General features: G+C 40.9%; 19 protein-coding genes and 1 tRNA gene. 6 read left to right on the forward strand and 14 right to left on the reverse strand.

The annotated features are described in order from the left end of the window. Positions 1 to 35: 35 nt before the first annotated feature. The 8 genes from istB to mce all read right to left on the reverse strand — a co-directional run bounded on the left by istB (position 36) and on the right by mce (position 6,021). On the reverse strand, positions 36 to 773 hold the full coding sequence (gene istB, locus V5739_RS07220; protein WP_345597689.1) for an IS21-like element helper ATPase IstB: 738 nt from the start codon (positions 771 to 773) through the stop codon (positions 36 to 38). 19 nt (positions 774 to 792) lie between these two features. After that, positions 793 to 2,346: an IS21 family transposase gene (istA, locus tag V5739_RS07225; protein WP_423818527.1), complete on the reverse strand. Its 1,554-nt coding sequence runs from the start codon at positions 2,344 to 2,346 to the stop codon at positions 793 to 795. A gap of 256 nt (positions 2,347 to 2,602) precedes the next feature. Then, a complete protein-coding gene (locus V5739_RS07230) occupies positions 2,603 to 2,893 on the reverse strand; it encodes a helix-turn-helix transcriptional regulator (RefSeq protein ID WP_423820208.1) in 291 nt (96 codons plus the stop codon). Positions 2,894 to 3,160: 267 nt separating this feature from the next. Next, on the reverse strand, positions 3,161 to 3,763 hold the full coding sequence (dcd, locus tag V5739_RS07235) for a dCTP deaminase (protein ID WP_423820209.1): 603 nt from the start codon (positions 3,761 to 3,763) through the stop codon (positions 3,161 to 3,163). Between the two features lie 14 nt (positions 3,764 to 3,777). Next, positions 3,778 to 4,845, reverse strand: coding sequence for a hypothetical protein (locus V5739_RS07240; RefSeq protein WP_423820210.1), 1,068 nt, complete (start codon positions 4,843 to 4,845; stop codon positions 3,778 to 3,780). A 5-nt stretch (positions 4,846 to 4,850) separates the two neighbouring features. Then, positions 4,851 to 5,141 carry a hypothetical protein gene (locus V5739_RS07245; protein WP_423820211.1) on the reverse strand — a complete coding sequence of 97 codons (291 nt, stop codon included), beginning with the start codon at positions 5,139 to 5,141 and terminating at the stop codon, positions 4,851 to 4,853. 275 nt (positions 5,142 to 5,416) lie between these two features. Further along, positions 5,417 to 5,490, reverse strand: a tRNA-Ile gene (locus tag V5739_RS07250). Between the two features lie 81 nt (positions 5,491 to 5,571). Further along, the gene (gene mce / locus V5739_RS07255; RefSeq protein WP_423820212.1) at positions 5,572 to 6,021 is read right to left on the reverse strand and encodes a methylmalonyl-CoA epimerase; all 450 of its coding nucleotides are present in this window, start codon (positions 6,019 to 6,021) and stop codon (positions 5,572 to 5,574) included. Between the two features lie 164 nt (positions 6,022 to 6,185). Between mce and rbfA the strand changes: the two genes are divergently transcribed. Together rbfA and V5739_RS07265 are read left to right on the forward strand one after the other, a co-directional pair. Further along, on the forward strand, positions 6,186 to 6,578 hold the full coding sequence (gene rbfA, locus V5739_RS07260; RefSeq protein ID WP_266069836.1) for a 30S ribosome-binding factor RbfA: 393 nt from the start codon (positions 6,186 to 6,188) through the stop codon (positions 6,576 to 6,578). A 3-nt stretch (positions 6,579 to 6,581) separates the two neighbouring features. After that, a complete protein-coding gene (locus V5739_RS07265) occupies positions 6,582 to 7,781 on the forward strand; it encodes an ABC transporter permease (protein WP_423820213.1) in 1,200 nt (399 codons plus the stop codon). 117 nt (positions 7,782 to 7,898) lie between these two features. Here the strand turns inward: V5739_RS07265 and dusB are convergent, their stop codons facing one another. From dusB to V5739_RS07295, 6 genes are all read right to left on the reverse strand, one after another. After that, complete coding sequence (gene dusB, locus V5739_RS07270) at positions 7,899 to 8,891, reverse strand: tRNA dihydrouridine synthase DusB (RefSeq protein WP_423820214.1); 993 nt, start codon at positions 8,889 to 8,891, stop codon at positions 7,899 to 7,901. Between the two features lie 351 nt (positions 8,892 to 9,242). Further along, complete coding sequence (locus V5739_RS07275) at positions 9,243 to 11,657, reverse strand: outer membrane beta-barrel protein (RefSeq protein ID WP_423820215.1); 2,415 nt, start codon at positions 11,655 to 11,657, stop codon at positions 9,243 to 9,245. 181 nt (positions 11,658 to 11,838) lie between these two features. After that, positions 11,839 to 12,528, reverse strand: a complete 690-nt coding sequence (locus V5739_RS07280) for an LrgB family protein (protein ID WP_423820216.1) — start codon at positions 12,526 to 12,528, stop codon at positions 11,839 to 11,841. Further along, positions 12,525 to 12,902 (reverse strand): CidA/LrgA family protein, encoded by a 378-nt coding sequence (locus V5739_RS07285; RefSeq protein ID WP_423820217.1) that lies wholly within the window; start codon positions 12,900 to 12,902, stop codon positions 12,525 to 12,527. Before V5739_RS07285 ends, V5739_RS07280 begins: the two co-directional genes overlap by 4 nt. Before the next feature lie 36 nt (positions 12,903 to 12,938). Then, on the reverse strand, positions 12,939 to 15,872 hold the full coding sequence (locus tag V5739_RS07290; protein ID WP_423820218.1) for a glycoside hydrolase family 3 N-terminal domain-containing protein: 2,934 nt from the start codon (positions 15,870 to 15,872) through the stop codon (positions 12,939 to 12,941). 37 nt (positions 15,873 to 15,909) lie between these two features. Continuing rightward, positions 15,910 to 17,082, reverse strand: coding sequence for an acyltransferase family protein (locus V5739_RS07295; protein ID WP_423820219.1), 1,173 nt, complete (start codon positions 17,080 to 17,082; stop codon positions 15,910 to 15,912). Between the two features lie 199 nt (positions 17,083 to 17,281). Here V5739_RS07295 and V5739_RS07300 point away from each other — a divergent pair, with 199 nt between their 5' ends. The 4 genes from V5739_RS07300 to V5739_RS07315 are packed head-to-tail and all read left to right on the forward strand — an operon-like array spanning position 17,282 to position 23,209. Further along, entirely contained in the window at positions 17,282 to 18,535 is a 1,254-nt protein-coding gene (locus tag V5739_RS07300) for an ROK family transcriptional regulator (RefSeq protein ID WP_423820220.1), read from the forward strand. Positions 18,536 to 18,573: 38 nt separating this feature from the next. Then, positions 18,574 to 20,493: a glucosamine-6-phosphate deaminase gene (nagB, locus tag V5739_RS07305; RefSeq protein ID WP_423820221.1), complete on the forward strand. Its 1,920-nt coding sequence runs from the start codon at positions 18,574 to 18,576 to the stop codon at positions 20,491 to 20,493. A gap of 1 nt (position 20,494) precedes the next feature. Next, positions 20,495 to 21,418 carry an N-acetylmuramoyl-L-alanine amidase gene (locus V5739_RS07310; RefSeq protein ID WP_423820222.1) on the forward strand — a complete coding sequence of 308 codons (924 nt, stop codon included), beginning with the start codon at positions 20,495 to 20,497 and terminating at the stop codon, positions 21,416 to 21,418. A 3-nt stretch (positions 21,419 to 21,421) separates the two neighbouring features. Further along, complete coding sequence (locus V5739_RS07315) at positions 21,422 to 23,209, forward strand: exo-beta-N-acetylmuramidase NamZ domain-containing protein (RefSeq protein WP_423820223.1); 1,788 nt, start codon at positions 21,422 to 21,424, stop codon at positions 23,207 to 23,209. The last annotated feature ends 5 nt before the right edge of the window (positions 23,210 to 23,214 follow it).

A 23,214-nucleotide genomic window follows, 5' to 3' on the forward strand; every position in this document is an offset into this window, starting at 1 on the left:
TTTAAAAGATCATGCAATTATATAAAAAATTAATGTTACTCGTTTTTCAGAACTCCTTTTCTTAATGATTCTCCTTTGAGATCTATCCTATGTGAGGAGTTTACTATCCTGTCCAGGATTGCATCAGCAATAGTTCCTTCCCCTATAATATCGTACCATGCAGATACCGGTATTTGAGAGGATAATATGGTAGATGTTTTATTGTATCGGTCATCGATTATATCCATTAAGGTCTCTCTTGCATGATTGTCGAAGGCTTGAAGTCCAAAATCATCAAGGATGAGCAGATCTGCTTTAAGTAGTTTATTTAATTCTTTGAGATAGGTTCCATCAATTTTACTGAGTTTTAACTTCTTAAATAGACGGGCAGTGTTTGAGTAGATGGTTTTATATTCCATCATGCAGGCCTGATGACCTAAGGCCTGTGCTAAATAACTTTTGCCTACTCCGGAGGCACCGGTCAGTATAAGGTTTTCCTTTTTAGCTATAAAATCCAGGGATCCCAGACGAACAAACATGTTCTTGTCGAGGTTACGATTGGAAGAATAGTTCACTTCAGCAAGACTTGCTTTCTGCCTAAAGTTTGCCTGTTTAAAAAGACGATCTATCTTCCGGTTCTGGCGATCCTCCCACTCATGGTCTGTGAGTAGTGCCAGATATTCATCGGCAGTGATATCGTTTAATTGGTTGTTCTTTACATGCTGAAGGTGTAGCTGAGCCATAGCCCCCAGTCGCATTTGTTTTAATTTTTCAATAGTCTGATTGTTATTCATATTTCTGGATTAAAATGATTTATTGATAAGCAGCGGCACCTCTGATGTTTTGATGGGATGGGATATGAGTTTTATCTTCTTCAAGATCCTGATAAAAAAGAGAGCTTTGGTCAAGGTTGTTCTTTAGGATATTCTTGATACGCATATAAGAAGTCGCATCTGCCTGTAAAGCTCTTTTACAAGCATTATCAAGTCTTTTAGAACCGTAAGACTTATGGAGCTGGATAAGGCCCATCACCCGCTTATAGCCTGTTTCAGGATACTCACTGTCAGCAAGTATCTTTTCTACACAATTCACTACGTGAGCTCCGTGAGGAGCGGCTTTGTTTTTAAAGTATTCAGGACTCCAGGAGGTATAACCTTTATGGGTGCTACTTAAATGATCTGTATTTGTATTGTAGCTTCCTTTACTTGGATTTCGATGATGCAGGGCTATTCGAACGTGATTGTAATAAACCTCGACCACAGTTTTGGTATAATGGATCAGGGTCTTTTTACCGATGTAGCGGTAGGGAACACTGTAGTAGCTTTTATCTGGAGAGAAGTATACATATCCCATCTTTTGCACCTTTGCCCGTTTATAGTCTTTGATTTCATAGGCAGATGTTGGCAGGGGTTTTAAGTACTCACGTTCTACTGATTGAAACAGTTCTCTACGGCTGGCTTCCTTTCGCTGGAACAGTAGATTATTATAGCCAACAAGTAAGCGCTTTATCTCCCGGTTTAGATCCTGTAAAGAGAAGAAGGTCATCTCCCGCAGGGGATAGTAAATACGCTGATAAACAAGATGCACTGCATTCTCCACCAGAGCTTTATCCTGCGGTGCATAACTGCGGGTGGGATTGATCACACAGTTATAATGGCGAGCAAAATCTTTAAAGCTCCGATTGATCTCCGGCTCATATTTGCTGGCTCTGGTCACTGCAGATTTTAAGTTGTCTGAGACTATGGCTTTTGGAACACCTCCATAAAACTGTAATGCATTACCACAAGAAGTAATAAGATCCTCCCGTTTTTGGCTTAAGCTAGCCTCTACGTAAGTATACTGGCTGTTGGGAAGAATTGCTATAAATACCTCTACAGGAATGACTTCTCCGGTTTCTTTATTAACGACATGTAATTTTTTACCCGCATAGTCAATGTACATTTCATTACCGGCTTCATGTTCGAGTTTCATGGAACCTTTGACCTTGGCATATTTACGCCGATAATGCTCCATAAACTGCGTATAGCTGTACGGCTGGGAAGCCTGCTGCGCATATTCCTGATAATGGTACAGAAAAGTAAACCCAGGATGATTCCGGGCCTTATTGACCCCCTCAAAATATAGCATCAGTTCATCATGCCGCTCATTATCAATAGTAGTATGTGAAGGAAAAAGCGCACTCAGACGTGCATTGTCAAAGGAAAGTAGTTCTTTAAATGAATAGTCACTGGCCGTGAAAAATTTCATATAGCTGTTGACCGTGTTGCGGGAGATGCCTAGAGTGGTAGCTATCTTACGATTGCTAAAACCATCCAGGCTCAAGGTAATAATTTGTTTTAAGTCCATCGGATCAAGGGTGTTGGCCATATCTTATTACAGTTTTGCAACAAGATATTACTTGATCTTTCAAAGTGGCACAAAACGAACCGATACGACTGGCACAATTTGAGCCGTTATGACTTTCAGTATTGCCAAAAAGTGGCACAATTCAAACCGAAATACCTGGCACTAACCGACCGAAATCACTGGCACAATTCGAACCGAAATAGCCAACAGGTACCTACTCGGATATAGGGTATCTTTTTCATCTTATTATACCTTAGGATTAGTATAAGCCGGGAGGCTACTTCCGGTTTTTCAACAAGCTTTTGTTGAATTGGTGCTCAAGAAATTCATCGGAAAGGTGTGGTTCCCCCAACAACCAGGCATCAATCTTGTCTTTATCAAAAAATTTCTGGCGAATATTTGGGTTATTGCCGGCAGGAATAAGCTTCAAATGGGTAAGCTTATAAATCTTGCTTTTTGAAAGACCGGTATACTGCGCCAGATCTTCCACATTCATTACTTTTTTGTTGGTTCCCAGGAGGCCCTTAATATCTACTAAGAGATCCTCAATCTTTTTGTTTTCTTCCATAATGAGCAAAAATTGATTTATGGAACAAACTAATTGAGAAGAAAGAAATTAGATCTTGCTAAAAGAAACTTTAACGATCATACGATTATAAACTTATGGATTGTGTTTTAAACTGATAAATGTGCTGACAATTCTTCAACAGGGAAATATTTACACTTTTGGAACGTAGGGAACTCGAATTAATATAATTAGGCAAGGATAGTTTATTAGCGGAAACTTGGAAAGATAGCGCCTCTAGCTAACGAAATACTTAAGGTGATGAAGAAGTTAGAAGTTAAAAAGACTTGATATTTTCTTTAGATCCTCGTCTTCATTGGCTTTAGAAGCAACTGGTCTGACCTGACAAGTGTATTTTCTTTTAATGTTGAAATAGTCAACCGATTTGTGGAGCTTATAGAAACGTGCTTGAAGAAAACGAGCCCCTGACATAATTCTAATAGGAGTATTGCCAGAATTGACAACTTCTACTGAAATACATCCACAATATCCAGGTTGAACAATAGCAGAAATATTCAGTCCCAATCTATTATAGGAGCTTCTCAAAGACAAGTCTACAAAAACATCATTAGGTAATTTAATATATTCCAACGTTGAAAAAAGAACAGGTTGAGAAGGGTGCAAGAGAAAATTCTCACCTAACTTTCTTCTTGTTTCTGTAAAATGACTTTTTATAGGTCTATTAGTGATATTATCATTTGTTGTGTCAATAAAGGGTTCTCGTCCCTGGTGTTGAGAAAGGAAGTCTATGCCTATTCGCAGATCAACACTAATTCCGCCTATCTGATCAGATTCCAGCAAAGGGACAATAGTTAATTTTCTGTCAGAAATCAATTTCTTAATATCGCTCGAAGTCAGTAATCCCGTTTTCACACTTTCTTTTTTATTTAGTTACTATTCCAGCGTTCCACGATTGAAAAATTGGAGATTGATTTTTCAATCAAATTATTTATAATATGGTATTTCTGCCGCGGACTGAAAGACTTAAGAAAATTTGATTCTGAATCATTCCAAAAATCCCACCCAAGCTTAAAAATATAATGTAATTCCGCTCTATTCTTGAACTCCTGAGGAATCAAATCTTTTAGTTGTGAACTCTTTTGTTTAGCGACTAAATGTCTAATCTTAAGTTCCGGAAGGCTTAAAGAATTGAGTACCTCTCTTATGTCGTTAACTTCTGGACAATTCTGATTTTTTAGAAATTGCTCTACTATAGAGATTCTGGAGTCTGTCGCTGGATGGGTATGGTAATCTGGGGCTTTATAAGCAATATGATTTAAAAAAAGATTTGAGGAATCGTTGATATATTGTGCAGCAAACAAATCAGCAAAAAATTCTTTCTTATGGTTTAGATATTTGCTCTGCTCAGCGTTCTGAGGTTGAATTGTCTTGTACTTTTTAAGAAGCAATTTGTTTGAGATATTCAACTCATGGTCCACAAAATGTCCAAGTTCATGATATAGTACCACACACGACAAATAGTCTCGAGATAGTATCTTAGGTAAACTTATTTTAATTAAACGATGAGTTAATTTTAAAGAATATAGATTATATATGTAAGTGTTGATTAGATTAAAGAATTCTTCATTATCATTAGATTCAAGGTAAAAATCAAGATTTTTATTTGAAAGAGAAGTAACAATTATAAAATGGGTGTTTTCTATCCAATCTTCAAGAGCATATTCTAAACAGGAGACAATTTCGTAGGGTATAACGTTTAAAGTACTATTATCAAGATATTCTAACCCTTTAAAGATATAATCTAAAAGGTTTTTGTGGTCCTGGATCTTAGGTAAATCAAACTTTTTATAGTCACTATCTTTAATAGCCCAAAATAATTCATAAAGCTCTGCAAAATGACTTTCCTTCTTTGTATCGGAATAAATATTACTCCTGCTTTTGGAAAAAGCTTCTTCCAGCTGCAAAAGCTGTAACTCAATAGTCTTATAATTCATTCAACCTATTTTAAGATATTCAATATATCCTTATAGGTTTTAGAATTTATATGATCTACATCTAAAGTCAAGAGTTCTTTATTATACTTCTCAAGAAGAGTGGTAATGAAGTAATAATATTTGTTATCAATAGCAAAGACATCCATTTCATCAGATGCTACTTTTTTTGCCTGTTTAATAGCAGAATCAATGCTATTCTTTTCATGCTCATTTCCGTTAGAAATAATATTCTCAATTAAATCAACATAAAAGGGAGCCTGAATTTCAATAGTATTAGAAGTCTGAGCTAAATACATTCTACTTGGTATTTGATGAATTTTTGTAAATCACTTCCTAAAGGATTTTACACTGGTCAAATTTGTAGGGAAAAATTCAACCATTAGGGTCAAAGCTATAAATATGTATACAATATAGAAAACTTCAGCAAAACTAACGGAATTATTTTTAAGTATAACAAAATTTTGACGAAAACAAGAGCTTCATAGAAATCCGGCGGGGTGTTGTACCTATGTTGTACCTAAGCAAAAACAGAAAAGCCTCCGATTTATCGGAGGCCTTGTCTTTACTAGCGTGGTCCCACCTGGGCTCGAACCAGGGACCACCTGATTATGAGTCAGGTGCTCTAACCAGCTGAGCTATAGGACCGGCTCATTGGTGTTATGAGGGCGCAAATTTAGATATTTGTTCAATACTTAACAAGCATTTCAAAAAGATATTTTCAGGAATTTACAAATCCTCCCACACCTCATCTCCAATGGGAATGTACTCTTCTCCATCTTTGATCTCTTCGCACAACTCAACCAGCACACCGTTAGCCGATTTTGGATGCAAAAAAGCCACCAGCTTATTGTCGGCACCTTTCTTTGGGCGTTTGGAAATGAGCTCAAAACCTTCTGCTTTGAGGCGTTTCATTTCAGCCTTGATATCGTCTACCTCAAAAGCGATGTGATGAATACCTTCGCCTCTCTTAGCGATGAATTTTGCCACCGCACTGTCTTCGGTAGTTGCGGCCAGCAGTTCAATTTTACTCTCTCCAGTCTTGAAAAAAGAAGTTTCCACCCCTTCACTCTTCACTTTTTCGGTTTTGTAGCTTTCAGTCTGCAGCAGTTTAGCGTAAAGTTCATTGGCGGCCTGCAGGTCTTTTACTGCTATTCCTATGTGTTCAATCTTTTTCATTTTTCAGTTTCAATAGTTTTTAAAAGTAAATTTCCGAAGCTACATGAGTCGCTCCGGAAGTTTTGAGTTTTAAATATAAAAAGTAGGGAGCGGTTAGGAGCAAAAACCTAAAGCTATTAACGCAGATTTTAAGATTTGAGCACTAAATGTGCTATTTTTGTGCCATGGAAACGAACAGACAGAAAAAAATAGGAGGCGTATTACAGCAGGATCTTGCCGATGTGCTGCAGTCTCACTTGAGGGATGCGGGAAGAACAGGAATTTTAATCTCTGTTTCGAAGGTGAAGGTCACCACAGATCTTTCGCAGGCAAAGGCTTACCTGAGCATATTCCCGGCAAAGAATGCGCAGGATATCTTGAAGGAACTCAACCTGCTAAAGCCAAAACTTAAGCACGAACTGGCGCTGCGCACAAAGAATCAGCTGCGACGTATGCCCAACCTCGAATTCTTTATTGATGATTCCCTCGATTATATTGAGAACATCGAAAAATCGATAAAAGGCGAGAACAACCCTATTGAACAGCCCGATTTGCTTTCGAAGCGAAAAAAATCATAGCGCTTGAAGTTTCCCTTTTACATAGCCCGCAGGTACTTGTTCTCAAAAAGCAGCAACAATGCCATCAACATTATTACCCTCATTGCGGCTATAGGGGTTTTTGCAGGGGCTTTTGCCCTCTTTATCGTACTTTCGGGCTTTACGGGGCTCAAAGACTTCAGCCTTTCCTTTTCTAACGAATACGACCCCGATCTCAAGGTACTTGCGGCAACGGGAAAAACATTTAATTTTTCTTCGGAAGAAAAAAAGGAGCTGGAAAATATCAGCGGAATTTCCACTTTTTCAGAAGTAATTGAAGAAAGGGTATTCCTTGATTTTAAGTCGAAGAATAAGACAGCCTACATCAAAGGCGTAGATGAGAATTTCCTGAAGGTGAACAAACTGGACAGTGCCGTAGGTATGGGAGGCTGGTTTCATCCTGAAGAAGCCCAGGTGGTGATTGGTAATACCATTTCTCACGAGCTCAACCTTGGTACCTTTGATTATATGAGCCTGCTGGAGATCATGGTGCCACGCCCGGGCAAAGGGCAGGTACTTGATCCTACCACGGCCTTTAATTCCAAACGAGCTGTAGTATCGGGTATTTACAGCATCAACGAAGAACTGGATGGTAAATATGTCTTTGCTTCTATTGGCCTGGCGAGAGAGCTGCTTGACCTGAAACCTGACGAGATCACCGGACTCGAACTTAAACTAACCCCCAATGCCAATCCCGAAACTGTAAAAAAGGCTGTACAGGCAGTTCTTAATGATGATGTTGAAATTAAGAACAGGGCGCAACTCAACGACGCCCTCTACAAAATGCTGAATACCGAAAACCTGGCCGTATATCTCATTTTTACCCTTGTTTTGATCATTGCGCTATTTAACGTGGTGGGTTCTATTATCATGGTGATTTTAGACAAAAGGCAGAACATAAAAACCTTGTACAGTCTTGGGGCCACGCCGGGACAAATCAAGAATATCTTCTTTACCCAGGGCGTATTTATGACACTTTTGGGAGGTAGCCTGGGCCTGCTTTTCTCTATTGCGGTGGTCTTTTTACAACTACAGTACGACCTGGTGATGATCACTCCCACCCTGCCTTATCCTGTAGCCATCACGTGGCAAAATATAGTGGTAGTGATGCTCACCATTACTGCGTTAGGTACCATGGCTTCTTATATTGCGGCAAGCCGAAGCAAAAAAGCTCTGGGCGCATAGAGATGGAAACTAAAAAATAAGAGGTTACCTCAGTTTTAGTTTGACATTAGACACCTGTACTTCCGCCAGAAAGACCTTCTGAAAATGCCATTTTTGACACCTTAGTAACAGCTGAAGTTACACGAACTGGTACCCGGAGAATTCTTTTTCCACTTCATCGAAGGCAGCAAATACATCGGCGACATCATCGCTGGTCACCATCTTTTGGCGGTAATCCTTGAAGTGCGGAATTCCTTTAAAGTAATTGGTATAGTGTCTTCTGGTTTCAAAAACGCCCAGCTTCTCGCCCTTCCAGTCAATAGCCATTTGCAGGTGGCGACGGGCAGCGTCAAGGCGCTCTTCCATGGTAGGAGGCGCAAGGTGTTCCCCGGTTTTGAAGAAATGTTTTACTTCCTTAAAGAACCACGGGTAGCCAATACTCGCACGGCCAATCATTGCCCCGTCAAGACCATATTTGTCGCGCATCTCTACAGCTCTTTCAGGCGTGTCTACGTCGCCGTTGCCAAAAATGGGAATATGCATCCGCGGATTGTTCTTTACCTCGGCAATAGGCGCCCAGTTAGCCTCTCCCTTGTACATTTGCACGCGGGTGCGCCCGTGAATAGAGATCGCACTTGCGCCCACATCCTGCAGCCTTTCGGCTACCTCAACAATCTTTATGGAATCGGCGTCCCAGCCGAGCCTGGTCTTTACTGTTATGGGTAGGTTGGTGTGTTTTACCATAGCATCGGTAAGGGAAACCATGAGCGGAATATCTTTTAGGATCCCTGCACCGGCACCTTTGGAAACCACCTTTTTGACAGGGCAACCAAAGTTGATATCGATAATATCGGGACCTGATTTCTCAACAATTTCTACCGATTGTAACATGGATTCCAGGTTGGCTCCAAAGATCTGGATGCCCACCGGCCTTTCTTTTTCGTAAATATCAAGCTTCATAACGCTCTTTGCGGCATCCCGAATAAGCCCTTCCGAAGAAATGAATTCGGTATACACCACATCGGCGCCCTGTTCCTTGCACAATGCCCGAAACGGCGGATCGCTCACATCTTCCATTGGTGCTAACAACAATGGAAATTCTCCTACATCTATGTTTCCTATTTTCGCCAAAACAACTGTTTTTCAGGCTGCAAAAATAATGAAATTTATTTAGTCGTTAGCCTTTAGTCGGTAGATGGTAGAAGTTGAATTTTTTAAACAAAAATCATAAAGCTATGATCCGGACCAGGAAGAAAATCACCCATTAGTCCTTTTCCTTTTTAAATATAAATCTGATTGGAGTTTGGTGCCTGGATTTATCTTTTTCAAAACACTTCTAACTTCGTCTTTCTAAAATCGTATTTCAACCGTTTCCCGCTGATATCGCAGATTTCCGCAGAAAAAGACTTTCCTGATAATGGCTATAAAATTCATCCGGGTCACCAGCACATTGTACAATATACCTTCTACAATATAAATTTTTTAGATCCTGTCTCGCTCTGCCGCTTCAATAGCTCTCTGGTTGTCGCTAAGCCTGAAGTTTCCGAAGTTATACTTGAATCCTACACGCACGTACCGGGTTTCGGGTCTTGGATAGTAGCCGTTGTCCTGGTTGAGATATCGTGATTTAAGCCAGGTATTGGTCTCATCAAGCAGGTCTTCTACATTTACGCTAACCTCAGCGCGATTATTCCACAGGGTTTTGCGAAGACCAAGGGAAAGCGTGGTCATGGGATCCATTTTATAGGAACCGCTAAGCCAATCGGACACATAAGTGAGGCTTAATTCTCCTGTAAGCGTACCGGCTTTAGAAATAATGATATTGTTGTAGAGGCTTCCGTAGAAACCATCTATCTCTAAAGTCACAGGCACATCACCGCTTTCAATAGCTACAAAAGTACGTTCCTCGTTAAAGAGAGACACGTAAGCGTATGCATACCACCAATTAGCAATAGAACGCCCGTGAGTAATGTCAATTCCTAGAGATTTACTCTCCAGCAAATTCATACTCACCCTGCGAATAAGCATTTGCTCATTGTCCTGAAAGCTGAGCGTTTGTGGAGTTTCGCCACTGTCTCTATAATAAAGATCGAAGAAATACTCATTTTTGAGGGCATAGCTAAGGGTAAAGTTATTACTAATTGAGGCCTCCAGGTTTGGATTACCCGAGTTATAATCAAAATCTGTAAGATAGTATCTAAACGGGTTCAGGCTTTCGTACCTGGGCCGCTGAATCCTTCGGCTGTAGTCAAAAGTAAGGCTGTGATTATCATTAAAGCTGTGCTGCAGGTAAAACGTGGGGAACAATTCAAAATACTCCCGGGTATCAATCTGCTCCATTGATCTCGAATCTCCAGTACGATCTGTGTATTCCCCTCTTAAACCACCTTTGATGCTCCATTTCTCCCAGTCTTTGGCAAGGGAGAAATATGCTGCATAAATATTTTCATCGTAGAGAAAATTATCGGACTGATCTTCGTCAAATATATAAGTACTGGAATGGGGAGCCATACGGAAGTAATCTATCCCACTTTCAGAAGTAATAACGGAAGCTTTAATTCCGCTTTCAAAGCTTGTACTGCCTATGGGCGTGATAAAATCCAGCTGACCGGTAAAAATCTCGATTCCCTGTTGGGCTTCAGTAGTAAAAGCGTAATTGGAAGTAGTAGCATCAAGATCTACAATACTGGTATTTATTCCCTGCTCCCTGTCGTGATCATAACGGGTATAATGTGCCTTCGCCGAAACCTGGGCACCGGGTTTGTCCAGTAAATGTTTAAATTCAAGATCAAACGCCACGTTAGAAACGTCTTCCTCAAGTTCACTTTTGGTAATGAGGTTTTCCACTTCCTCATTCATCTCATAGACCCTGGTAAAGACATTGTTATTAAATGTTTCATTGGGTGAATACGTAAGACTGGAAGAGAAATTAAGAATGTTGTTATCATCAAAATTATAGTCGAGCAGTATGTTCGCATTATGAGCATTTGACTGCGTAGTGCGATCAAAATTAGTTTCCCAGCGGTTTACGATATTGTCGGCTCCATCGCGAAAGTTGATGTAGCTATCGTCCTCTTTATATTCCTTTCGGGTAGAGTTGGTATAATTTCCGAAGAGATTGAGTTTATCAGTTTTATAATAGTGACTGGTTCCCACCTGGAATTTAGGATAGATCGCCTGCGTCCATGCACCATTAATATTTCCCTTATAACCCGGTGCAATACTTTTGGTGGTGACAATGTTAAGAATAGCCCCTCCTTCGGCATCATATCGAGATGGTGGTGTGGTGATCACCTCAATAGATTTGATATTTTCTGCTGAATAATTTTCGAGCAGGGTTTGTAATTCGGAAGCTGTTAGTTGCACCTTTCGGTCGTTGATATAAACCTGTACGCTCTGATTTCTCACCATAAGAGAATTACCTGAGAGGATCACCCCGGGAGTCTTTTTTAGAATATCCCAGGAACTACCTGTTGAAAGCGTAGTGTTCTCCACGCTAAAAATCAGGCGGTCAACTTCCCTTTTTACTGAAGGGTTTTTATAATTTATGGAGACTTCGTTAAGAGTAGCGGTGTTCTCCTTCAGGGTAATGTCGCCCAATTGTTTATTACCCGTGACCTCAATACGTTGTAACAGGTCTTCAAATCCAACAAAACTTATTTTAAGCAGGTAATTATCTTCGGCTACAGATTTAAGTGAGAAGCTTCCATCTTCTGAAGAGACGGCTCCGCGGTATACAGTTGTAGAGTCTTGGGCATTCAACAATATCACGTTAGCAAAAGCAACAGGCTCTCCCGAAGCATCGAGAGTACGACCTTCAACAGAATGTTGGCTTAAAGCCGAAAAATAACAGAAAAATAAGAACAGGCACAGTGGGAGGCTGTATAATTTGGTCATGCAATTTGGTGGTTAGTGCTTGATAAAGGTAACAAAATCAAACAAATATAGCATATATGCGCTAAGAACAAAATATTTTTGCTGCTGCTGTTGCATGTGCTAACTTCTCTTGACTCAATTTGTTGTGCCCCCGGAAAAATTAAAATATCACTATTAGAAGCTCTAAAGAATTTAAGGCTACCTAAAGCAGGAAGTGTAAGATAACAGGGGTGACTACAGCTGTCACAATACCATTGAGACACATGGCAATTCCGCTATATACACCTGGGATTTTTCCTTCCTCAATCGCCCGGGCAGTTCCTATTCCGTGAGCTGCCGTGCCAAGCGCCGCACCTATTGCCCTTTGATTGGTAATACCCATCTTGTTTAAAAAGTACAGACCAAAAACGTTTCCAAAAACTCCTACCGCTATTACGATTCCTGCTGTAATATCGGGGATTCCTCCCACGTTTTTGGTGATTTCAACAGCAATGGGCGTGGTAACAGATTTGGATGCCAATGACTGGATCAAAAACATCGGCATTTCAAGGAGAAGCAGAAAGACGACAATACTCACTACACCGCAAATTCCTCCAATGACCACAGCAATGGTAAGCAACCTGAGATCCTTACGCAGCTCTTCATACTTCTCGTAAAAAAAAGCACCTAAAGCAACTACTGCCGGACCCAGAAAATAAGTCAGAATTTTTCCTCCCTTATTATAAGCCTCAAAAGGAATATCGAAAACCTTCAGGAATACTATTACTCCTACAATAGCAAGAAGAACAGGATTCAAAAATGCTATTTTAAATCTCTTTATTCTTCCGGCTAAAGCATAAAAAACCAGGGTTATCCCGATGCCAAAAATAGCCCACAGAAAAGAGAAGTTCATTTTCCCGATTTTTGAAGAATTATAGCTGTAACGTATAAAGTGAGCAGGGTACTGGCAATTACAGCAATTGAAAGCGGCAGCCAGTATGATTTTATCAGATCAAAATAGACCATCAAACCCACCCCGTAAGGAATAAAAAATACCACCAGAAACTCTATGAGTTTATCTGCTGCCGGTTTTATTGCCCTCAACGGTACCCATTTGTATTTAAGAGCCACAAAAAGCAATACCATACCTATAATATTCCCCCCCACAGGCAGGGCAAAAAGATAACTTATCACCTCACCTATAAACAGGAAAAGCAAAATAAAAAAGAATGCTTTAAGTCTCGCCCAGGAGAAAAGATCGGTAAGGCAGTTCAGTATTTTGTACAATCTTACATATTAAGAAATTACAGGTCTCAAAAATAGCTATTTTTTGATGGCATCATAAAGCACCTGATGGATTTCTGTACGGGTATTTAGGCTGTATAATCTATGATTATCGCGGGTAGGATGCACACGGTTAGAAAGAAATATATACAGTAAATCTACTTCAGGATCCATCCACACCATTATACCTGTAAAACCGGTATGGCCAAAGCTGGCTGCCGATGCATCCTGCGCAGTGTTCCTGCTCTCTCCCTGCTCGTTGTAATGTGGCTTATCAAAACCCAGGGCGCGGTGATTATCTGTATTAGGAAAGGTGGTTTCTGTAAATTTATGAAGCGTTTGCTCCTCCAAATATTGTGTACCACCATAATTCCCGCCATTAAGGTACATCTGTAACAGCTTTGCAAGGTCGTTGGAATTAGCAAACAATCCGGCGTGGCCAGAAACTCCCCCCAGCATTATGGCACCTTCATCGTGAACCGTACCATGGATAGGTTGTTGCCTGAACAAAAAGTCATTTTCTGTAGGTACAATCCTGTAAAGTGGCAACTGCGGATTAAATCCTACCGTAGTGGCACCTAAAGGCTTGTAAAAGTTCTGCTGAAGAAAATCGGTAAAAGACAAATCGGTTCGACTTTCCACCACTCGTGGCACAAGGATGAAAAAGAAATCTGAATACACATACTCTTTCTTTTCACGCAAAGGAGAGTTTCTTATCGCCTTTACAATCTTATGGGGATAATCTTTATGCAGGTACATCCCATCCTTAATTTTTATGGGATAATCTTCAGAAGGTGTTTTTTTAAAGGTCTTTCTCTTGTAACTGCCATTCTTTCTAAAAGTATCTTTCCAAAAAGGGATCCAGGGTTGAAATCTCGCCTGGTGCGTTAAGATGTCATAAAACGGAATATCTGCCTTATTAGATCTTCGGAAAGATGGAAGATGATCGGCCAGGGTGCCATCCAATTTGAATTTTCCCTGCTCATACAATTCCATCAACGCTGCCATTGAAGTTGAAATCTTTGTCACAGAAGCGAGATCGTAAACATCATCTTTTTTTACGGTAACTGTATCAGAATAAGTATGGCTGCCATAAGCCTTGTGAAATACAACCTTTTGATCTCTTGCTACAAGAATTTGTGCTCCGGGAGTTGCTTTCATCTCCATGGCCAGGTTCATGAGCGAATCTATACGGGTGCGCAGGATTTCAGAATCCATTCCTGCAGCTTCGGGCAGGGTATAACTAAACCGGATACCTCCTTCTACCTCCAGGCCGTCTCCGGCTTTGAATTTCTCTCCCACACTCACCGGAAGCTTTCCGTTAGCACCAATCCCGCCAAAGATGAGCTGTGCCGCCACCTCCTGGGTTTCTTCGCTATCCTGATAAGCAACCACCAGGCCTGCAGCATCTTCAATTCCGTCAATTTTATTGAGCACGTACGGGTTCTTAAAAAAGGTAAAAATCGAGTTGTCTTTAGATGCCAGTTCTTTTATGAGTTGCAACACATCTTCATTAAGTCGCAGGTTATTCCTCGGAAATTTGCTGAAGTCGTGAATTCCTGAAATTACCAAATCGTAATTCTGAAGCTGGTCCTTCAGGGTTTGCACCATTAATTCTGAAGCATCTGCCGGCAGATTAAAATGTGTAATTCCGGCATAAAGGTCAAGGGTTTCCTGGAAATTTGTCCTTTCCATAGTACCAAAAGAAACAGAAGCTATTCTCAAAGATTCCAGCTCCTGTACCGGGATGACATTGTTAGTATTTTTAAGAACAGTTAGCGAAGCTTCTACCAGTTTTCGCTTAAGGTAAACTGCTTTTGGTGTGTTTATCTCTTCTAAAATATTTTTTACTTCTACTGGCTTGTAGTTATTGAGCCCCACCCATTGTTTTACTGACAAAATCTTTCTTGCGCGGGAGTCGATCTCTTTTTGTGATATAAGCCCCTGGTTTATGGCTTTCCGAATTTCGGAAATAGCTTTTGAAACTTCAACAGTAAATTCAAGGAGATCATTCCCTGCAAGGATGGCATCTTTGTCTACAATTCCGGGTTCATTACCTTCGGTCACACCTTTCATGTTCATCGCATCGGTAACGATGAGGCCTTCAAAGCCCAGCTCTTCCTTTAAAAGTCCGGTAATGATAGGCTTGGACAAAGTGGAAGGAACTCCCGTAGAATCAAGCGCCGGAATATTTAGGTGCGCCACCATGACCCCGCCAATACCGGCTTTTATAACCTCCTTGAAAGGATACAGCTCTAAAGAATCAAGTCTTACCACCGGGTGGTTAATTTGTGGAAGGGCATAATGCGAATCGGTATCAGTATCTCCATGACCCGGAAAATGCTTGGCTGTGGTGAGCAGTTTTGCATCCTGCATCCCCTGCATATAAGCTGTAGCCTTTCGCGCCACATTGTATTTATCTTCCCCAAAAGATCGATAATTAATTACCGGATTATTAGGGTTGTTATTGACGTCTACTACAGGTGCAAAATTGAGGTGCAGCCCCGATCTTCTAATTTGCCTGCCCACTTCGATGCCCAACTCGTAAATTAGGTCTTCTTCCTGAACCGCGCCCAAAGCCATTTGGTAAGGATAGCTAATGGTACTGTCCAGGCGCATACCAAGGCCCCATTCGGCATCTATAGCTCCCAAAAGTGGCACTTTTGATGCTTCCTGATATTCATTCATCAGCTTCACCTGACTCTCGGGATCTCCCTGGAAAAATATGAGTCCGCCAACCTTTTGTTCGTTGATAAGCTTGAGAATTTCCTGTTTATGGTCTTCACCCCGATTGGAATATGCAGCTACCATGATAAGTTGAGCAATGCGCTCATCTGGTGACAGCGTTGTCATCACCGAATCTACCCATTTGCTGTTTGTATATTTCAGGAATGGAGGTTTAGTGTTTTGAGCCTCTAGAGAAAGGTTGAACAAAAAGGCTACAACTAAGAGAAAAGGGGGAAATTTTGACATTTTTGAAGTTCTATCTTAAAAAGTTTAGGTGCGTAAACTACACCTTGATATAAATACGTTTTTTATCCATCCAGTAGCCCATAAGCCACATGAGCAGCATATAACAAACGGCAAAAAGCAGCGATGCATTATATGCCCCCAGCCAGCTAAGGAAAAAGTTACTATAAATCCAGCCTTTCATGGAAGCGCCATTGATCCAGATGACGCTCATAAGCATCACAAAGACCCCCGACATCACAAAAATGAATAAAGGGTTTTTACCAAAGACTTCAAAGAAGTAGGTCCAGGATTTTAGCTTTACCACTTCAATAATCCAAATAAGGAATCCAATAAGTACAAGACCCCAGCCAATGGTAAGAACCACATAAGAGCTGGTCCAGATTGGCTTATTAATTGGAAACACCAGGTCCCATACCTCTCCCAAAATAACCAAAGCTATACCGGCTGCTACTAATTTCCACACTGTGGTAAAATTATTTCCAGATTTCTGGATGAAAATACCGGCAACATAACCTGCAATAACATTAACTATAGCGGGCAAAGTGCTTAAAAGTCCTTCAGGATCGAATGGTAAACCAAAGCCACTGTATAGATTTTCAGGAGAAAAGATCAATAAGTCAAATTTTAATGCTGCATTACCTTCTTTGGAATAAGGGTTCCCAACATCCCCAAAATAGTACATGATCCACCAATATAACAATAGAATACCGGCACTTATAATTATGGAACCTTTCAGTTTAAAATATTTTACAATGAGGGATCCAAAAAGGTAACAAAGTGCAATACGCTGTAAGACTCCCATGATACGCATTTCGGAAAGATCTTTCAAAACTAGCTCTCCACCCGACCTGTAAACAAAAGGAAAGGCAGTTAGAAAAAGACCTATAACAAAAATTTTAATGGTCCTTCTAAATACCTTTTTTAGAAATACAGAATCAGGTTGTGTATCAAATTTGCGCATACTAAAGCTCATGGCGTTTCCCACTACGAACAAAAAGCTGGGAAAAACCAAATCTGTAATCGTGAATCCATGCCAGGCAGCATGTTTAAAAGGAGCGTAAATAGTACTCCAGCTTCCGGGGGTGTTTACAAGCACCATAAGTGCAACAGTTAGACCCCTTAATACATCTAATGCCAAAAATCTTTGGCCACGTTTGGGTTTGAAAATTGTTTTTTCTTCCCCAGACTTTGTTATATTAAGGCTTTCCATAAGTGGGTTTAACCATTATTTACACCTACTTCTTCAGAAGTTTCGTAAATAATGTGGATTTTATCTCAGCATAAAAATATAAATTTTTATTAAATAAAATAACTTTTATAAAAATTTTGATTAAGTTCTTTGGTTGTAATCTCATTTTATCCTACTTTTAATTTTCAATCAGCCTGCTTAAAGCAGCTTCTAAAATTCTATGAACATCGACGAACTTTTTATAAAAAACGAAGAGCTAACCAGTAACGTAGAGCGAAAAAAACACCTTCAGAAAATAAAGATCTTAAAGAATCTCTATTTTGAAGGCCCTAAAACCAACACCGAGATTTGTGAGCGATTCAATATTAGCTCACCAACATCTATAAGGCTTCTCAATCAACTTATAGACGAAAGCTGGGTAAAGAAAAGCGGTAGAGGAAAATCTGCAGGTGGCCGCAAGCCCGATCTTTACAATCTTGAAGGCAACAGCTTTTATGTAATGGGAATTCAGCTGGAAAGATCCAGGCTCAAAATTGCCATTTTTGACAACCACAACAAGAAGGTTGCAGACTATAAAGATTTTTTTGAGCTGGGAAGTGAGGTTGGATTGGTAGATCATATTTATGGGGAAGCAAACAAGCTCATAGAAACTTCGGGTATAGACATTGAAAAACTGCTGGGCATAGGAATAAGCATGCCGGGGTTGGTATCTTCAAAAGAAGGAAGGAATTTCACTTATTTTATTCAGGAAGAAGAATCTGAATCTCTTGAAAACATCCTAAAACGCAAGTTCAACAAACCCATCTTCATTCTGAATGATGCAAAAAGTGCCTGTGTGGCAGAATCTAATTTCGGGATGGCTACTAACCTGGAGAATGTTCTGGTAATTTCTATGGATTGGGGAATTGGCCTGGGAGTCATTATTGACGGGAAAGTCTACCAGGGTTCGTCGGGTTTTGCCGGTGAATTTGGACATATACCCTTAATCGATGACGGGCAATTGTGCCACTGTGGTAAAAGAGGTTGTTTGGAAACAGTAGCTTCGGGCCTGGCTTTAACTAGAATGGCACAGGAAGGAATAAGAGCCGGAGAAAGCACTAGCTTAAACCTGCTTTCTGAAGAAGACCTGCGGAATCTACAGCCCGAAAAGATCATTGAGGCTGCTAATATGGGAGATCAATTCTCAATAAACATACTTTCTAAAATTGGAATAAACTTAGGGAAAGGCCTGGCTATTCTTATTCAGCTCTTCAACCCAGAACTTATCATTCTGGAAGGAAAATTTGCTAAGGCCAGCCAATTCATTACAGTACCTATCCAACAGTCTATCAATACCTACTGTATGGCTCAATTGAGAGAAAAAACCAAAATTTCTCTTTCCAACCTGGGTGAAGATTCGGTTCTCCTGGGATCGGTGGCCACAGTGATGGAAAATATATTTGGCAAACAAATAAGCCTTATAAACAATAATTAAACTGAAATATCATACTACATTATACCTCTACAAATACTATGGCAAGATTAAATCTTCTTGAAGAAACACGTTTTGAAAAAGTCCCCGTTAGTGTCTATGACAATGCACATATAGCCTCCCTTAAAGTTGCCAATCGCATTGCCAACCTGATAAAAAGAAAGCAGGATCGGGGAGAAATGGCTGTGTTAGGCCTGGCAACTGGAGCTACTCCGGTGCAGGTTTATGAAGAACTGGTTCGCCGTCACAAAGAAGACGGCCTTAGTTTCCAAAATGTCATCACCTTTAACCTTGACGAGTACTACCCCATGAATCCCGAGTCACGGCAGAGTTACGTGACTTTTATGAAAGAAAACCTCTTTGATCATATTGATATCAAAAAGGAGAACATCCATATTCCCGATGGTACACTTGAAAAAGAAGAGATTGCAGATTTCTGTATTGCATATGAGAACCAAATAGAGGCACTGGGAGGATTAGACTTACAAATACTGGGGATAGGTAGAACCGGGCATATTGGTTTCAATGAACCAGGATCGGCCCCAAACTCCGGAACAAGGCTTGTAACGCTAGATGATCTTACCAGGCGGGATGCGTCACGGGATTTTGGAGGAAAAGAAAATGTTCCAACAAAAGCCATCACGATGGGAATTGGAACCATTTTTAAGGCAAAGGAAATTATCCTTATGGCCTGGAACAGGAAAAAAGCCTCTATTATTAAAAAAGCTGTAGAAGGAGAAATTTCAGGCGAGGTCCCTGCCACTTACCTGCAGCTTTCAGAAAATACTGAGTTTGTCCTCGATCAAGATGCCGCTGCCGAACTAACCCGTTTTAATACTCCGTGGCTTGTAAAAGACTGTAGCTGGGATGATGACCTTATTCGCAAAGCAGTCATCTGGTTGTCGGATGAAGTCAATAAACCCATCCTGAAGTTGACCGATGAAGATTACAACACTCACGGAATGGCACAGTTGGCTACAGAAAAAGGGCCAGCCTATAACATAAATATCAACGTCTTTAATCAGCTCCAGCACACTATTACGGGATGGCCGGGTGGAAAACCCAATGCCGACGATTCACAGCGCCCCGAAAGAGCTGAACCTGCTCAAAAACGCTCCCTTATTTTCTCCCCTCATCCAGATGATGATGTGATCTCTATGGGAGGAACTTTTATTAGACTGGTAGATCAGGGACATGATGTGCACGTGGCTTATCAAACCTCTGGCAATACTGCCGTTTGGGACACCGACGTTTTGCGTTATGTGGAATTTGCGATTGACTTCAACAAAAGTATTGGAGAAGACAGCAGCAAACTGGAAAAGATCTACGATGAAATGCGGAATTTCCTTAAGACCAAGCAGCCAAACCAATTAGACCTTCCTGAAATAAGGGATGTAAAAGGGTTTATAAGAAAGACAGAAGCTATCGCAGGAGCGCGTTATGCAGGATTACAAGATGACAATATCCATTTTATGGCACTCCCTTTCTATGAAACCGGAAAAACGGTGAAAAACCCTCCCACAGATGAAGATGTGAGAATTACCATGGACTTGCTGAAGAAAGTAAAACCACACCAGGTTTTTGCAGCAGGAGATTTTGCCGATCCACACGGCACCCACCTGGTATGTTTCAATATTGTGGTAGAAGCCTTAAAGCGACTAAAAGAAACTGAAGACTGGATCAAAGATACCTGGCTATGGTTGTACCGTGGTGCATGGCATGAATTTGAAACTCATGAAGTACAAATGGCAGTTCCTTTATCGCCTCAGGAAGTGCAAAGAAAACGCGATGCCATCTTTCAGCACCAGTCACAAAAAGACCGTCCTGTATTCCCGGGAGATGACGAAAGAGAATTCTGGCAAAGAGCAGAAGATAGAAATCGTGAAACAGCAAAGGCTTACCACAAGTTAGGCCTTGCAAATTACGAAGCCATGGAAGCCTTTGTCAAGTGGCAGTTTTAAGATGAGAAAAAATCATTTAATCTGGGTTGGTACCCTCCTGTTAGCCCTACTAATAGGTTGCGGTACCAACCCTTATTCAAAAACCAACCGCGCACATAAAAAGCAGGCCCGGGAATATGCACGGAATTTAAAAACATTTCCGCAGCAACATTCAGACGACACACTGCTGGATTATGGCCCCTACCCTGTAGGCACTACGAATTTTAGTTTGCGAAAACCAAATTACGTGATCATTCATCACACCGCACAAAATTCTGTTGACCATACCTTAAAAACCTTTACCCTTCGCCGCACTTCTGTAAGTTCTCATTACGTTATTGGTCGTGACGGCAAAATTTACCAAATGCTCAACGATTTCTACCGCGGGTGGCATGCTGGCGCAGGGAAATGGGGTAATGATACAGATCTTAACTCCTCCTCTATTGGTATAGAACTAGATAATAATGGCTTTGAACCCTTTGCCGATGCTCAAATTGAAAGCCTTGTAGAGTTATTGAGTGTTCTTAAAGAAAGACACCACATTCCCACTGCCAATTTTATTGGTCACGCAGATATTGCCCCCGGCAGGAAAGTAGATCCAAACCCTAATTTTCCTTGGGAGAAATTGGCTAAAAAAGGTTTTGGCCACTGGTATGATGATATTGAGGTGGAACCAAAAGTAATTGGAGATAGCCTTGTACCGGTAAATAAGATCAGGGAGATTGATCTTAAAGAAAGTGAGGTTGTACAAGAAGGTAAAGAAACAGATTCCCTTCACCTAACAATAGATCCAAAACTCGCCCTGCGGGTAATTGGTTATGATGTTAGTGATTTAGATGCAGCTATTCAATCTTTCAAGATCCATTTTATTCAAAAGGACATCAATTCTGAATTAACAGACGAGGACCTTAAGATCCTTTATAATCTTTATCAAAAATACCTTTAAAAAATGCGATTTCAAGCTCTCTTTTTTGCCTTAGTGGTTCAACTCCTTCTTATTCTTAGTAACTCTGCCACAGCGCAAATAGAGGTAGAAGGTATAGACATTATAACCCGAAAGGAATGGCAGGCAAACCCTCCAAAAATGGAAGTTATCCGGCACATTCCCCGTATGATCACTATTCACCACACGGGCACATTCCAGAATAAAGATCGCAGTACTTCAGAAAAGTTACAGGCCCTTCAGAAGTTTTCCTACAGTGAAGGAGCTTTGGGGGACGGTACTCCTAAAAAGCCGTGGCCCGATGTGCCCTACCATTTTTACATTGGTGTTGATGGCAGTGTAGCTGAAGGAAGGGAGCTTGAGTATCAGGGAGATTCCAATACCAATTATAACCTCAACGGCCATGCATTGGTTGTGGTAGAGGGAAATTTCAACCAGGAAAAGATCAACGACAAACAAGTAGAGAACCTCGAAAAACTTGTACTGGCTATAGCTGAGAAATATAAGATCCCTGCAGAAGCTATTTCAGGACACAAAGATCAGGCAGAGACTACCTGCCCGGGCACAGACCTCTACCGGCTGTTGCCTGCGCTTAGAAAAAAGGTGGAGGACTTGCACAATCCCCGGGTAAAAATTGGGGCCGAGCAACTTTTATCTCCGGCCTTTGCTCACCTGGTAAAAGGAAAAAGAGTGGGGCTGGTTACAAATCATACCGGATTATTACCTGATGGCACTCACCTTATCGACTTGTTGAATGACCATCCAGATGTTGAATTAAATATACTCTTTGGCCCCGAGCATGGATTGAGAGGTGAAGAAGATACTCATGTTGCCAATGGTACAGACAACAAAACAGGACTCCCTATTATTTCTCTCTACGGAAAAACACGGAAACCCACTCCCGAAATGTTAGAGCAGGTAGATGTGGTTGTATTTGATATTCAGGATATAGGAGCCCGATATTATACCTATATTAAAACCATGCTCCTGGTACAGGAAGCAGCTGCCGAAAATAACAAATCTTTCATTGTTCTTGACCGTCCCAATGCTATTTCCGCCACTTATGTTGATGGGCCGGTGGGCAAAGCCCTTGATGCGGAAAAAGGTATAGGTGTTATTCCTGTTACTCACGGAATGACGGTAGGAGAACTCGCCATGATGTACAATGGTGAAAGGGAAGAAAAAGGTTTGAAAAAGGCCAATTTAACCGTGGTTCCCCTTCAGAATTATAAAAGGAATCAGTGGTATGACGAAACAGGATTACCCTGGGTAAAGCCTTCTCCCAATATGCTCACGCTACAAACAGCAGTAGTCTATCCCGCTACCTGCCTCCTTGAAGGCACAGAATATTCCGAAGCGCGTGGTACTATCTATCCATTTGAACGTATTGGGGCACCATGGGTAAAAGGCCGGGAATTAGCAGATCAATTGAACAGTTATAAATTAAAAGGTGTTGATTTTCGCCCCGTCATGTTTATGCCCGACAGTATCGTTGACGGAATTAAGATCTATCCTCCAAAATTTCTGGGAGAGCAGGTAAATGGTGTGGAAATGCTCGTAACAGACCGTGACATTTTTAAATCGACCGAAGCCGGTGTCTATATTCTGCATGCTCTAAAAACCCTTTATCCTGAAAAAATGGCGTGGCGGCAACCTCGTCTCGAGGGACTTTTAGGAACTTCTGAAGTGCGTGAGATGCTCGACGCAGGAAATTCACCTGAAGAGATTATTGCGCAATGGAAAAATGGCCTGGAAAGCTTCAGGCAAAAAAGAGCCCAATACCTACTGTACTAACTTTA

The organism is Salinimicrobium sp. TIG7-5_MAKvit, assembly GCF_049569215.1.
In the GTDB taxonomy this organism is placed as follows: domain Bacteria; phylum Bacteroidota; class Bacteroidia; order Flavobacteriales; family Flavobacteriaceae; genus Salinimicrobium; species Salinimicrobium profundisediminis.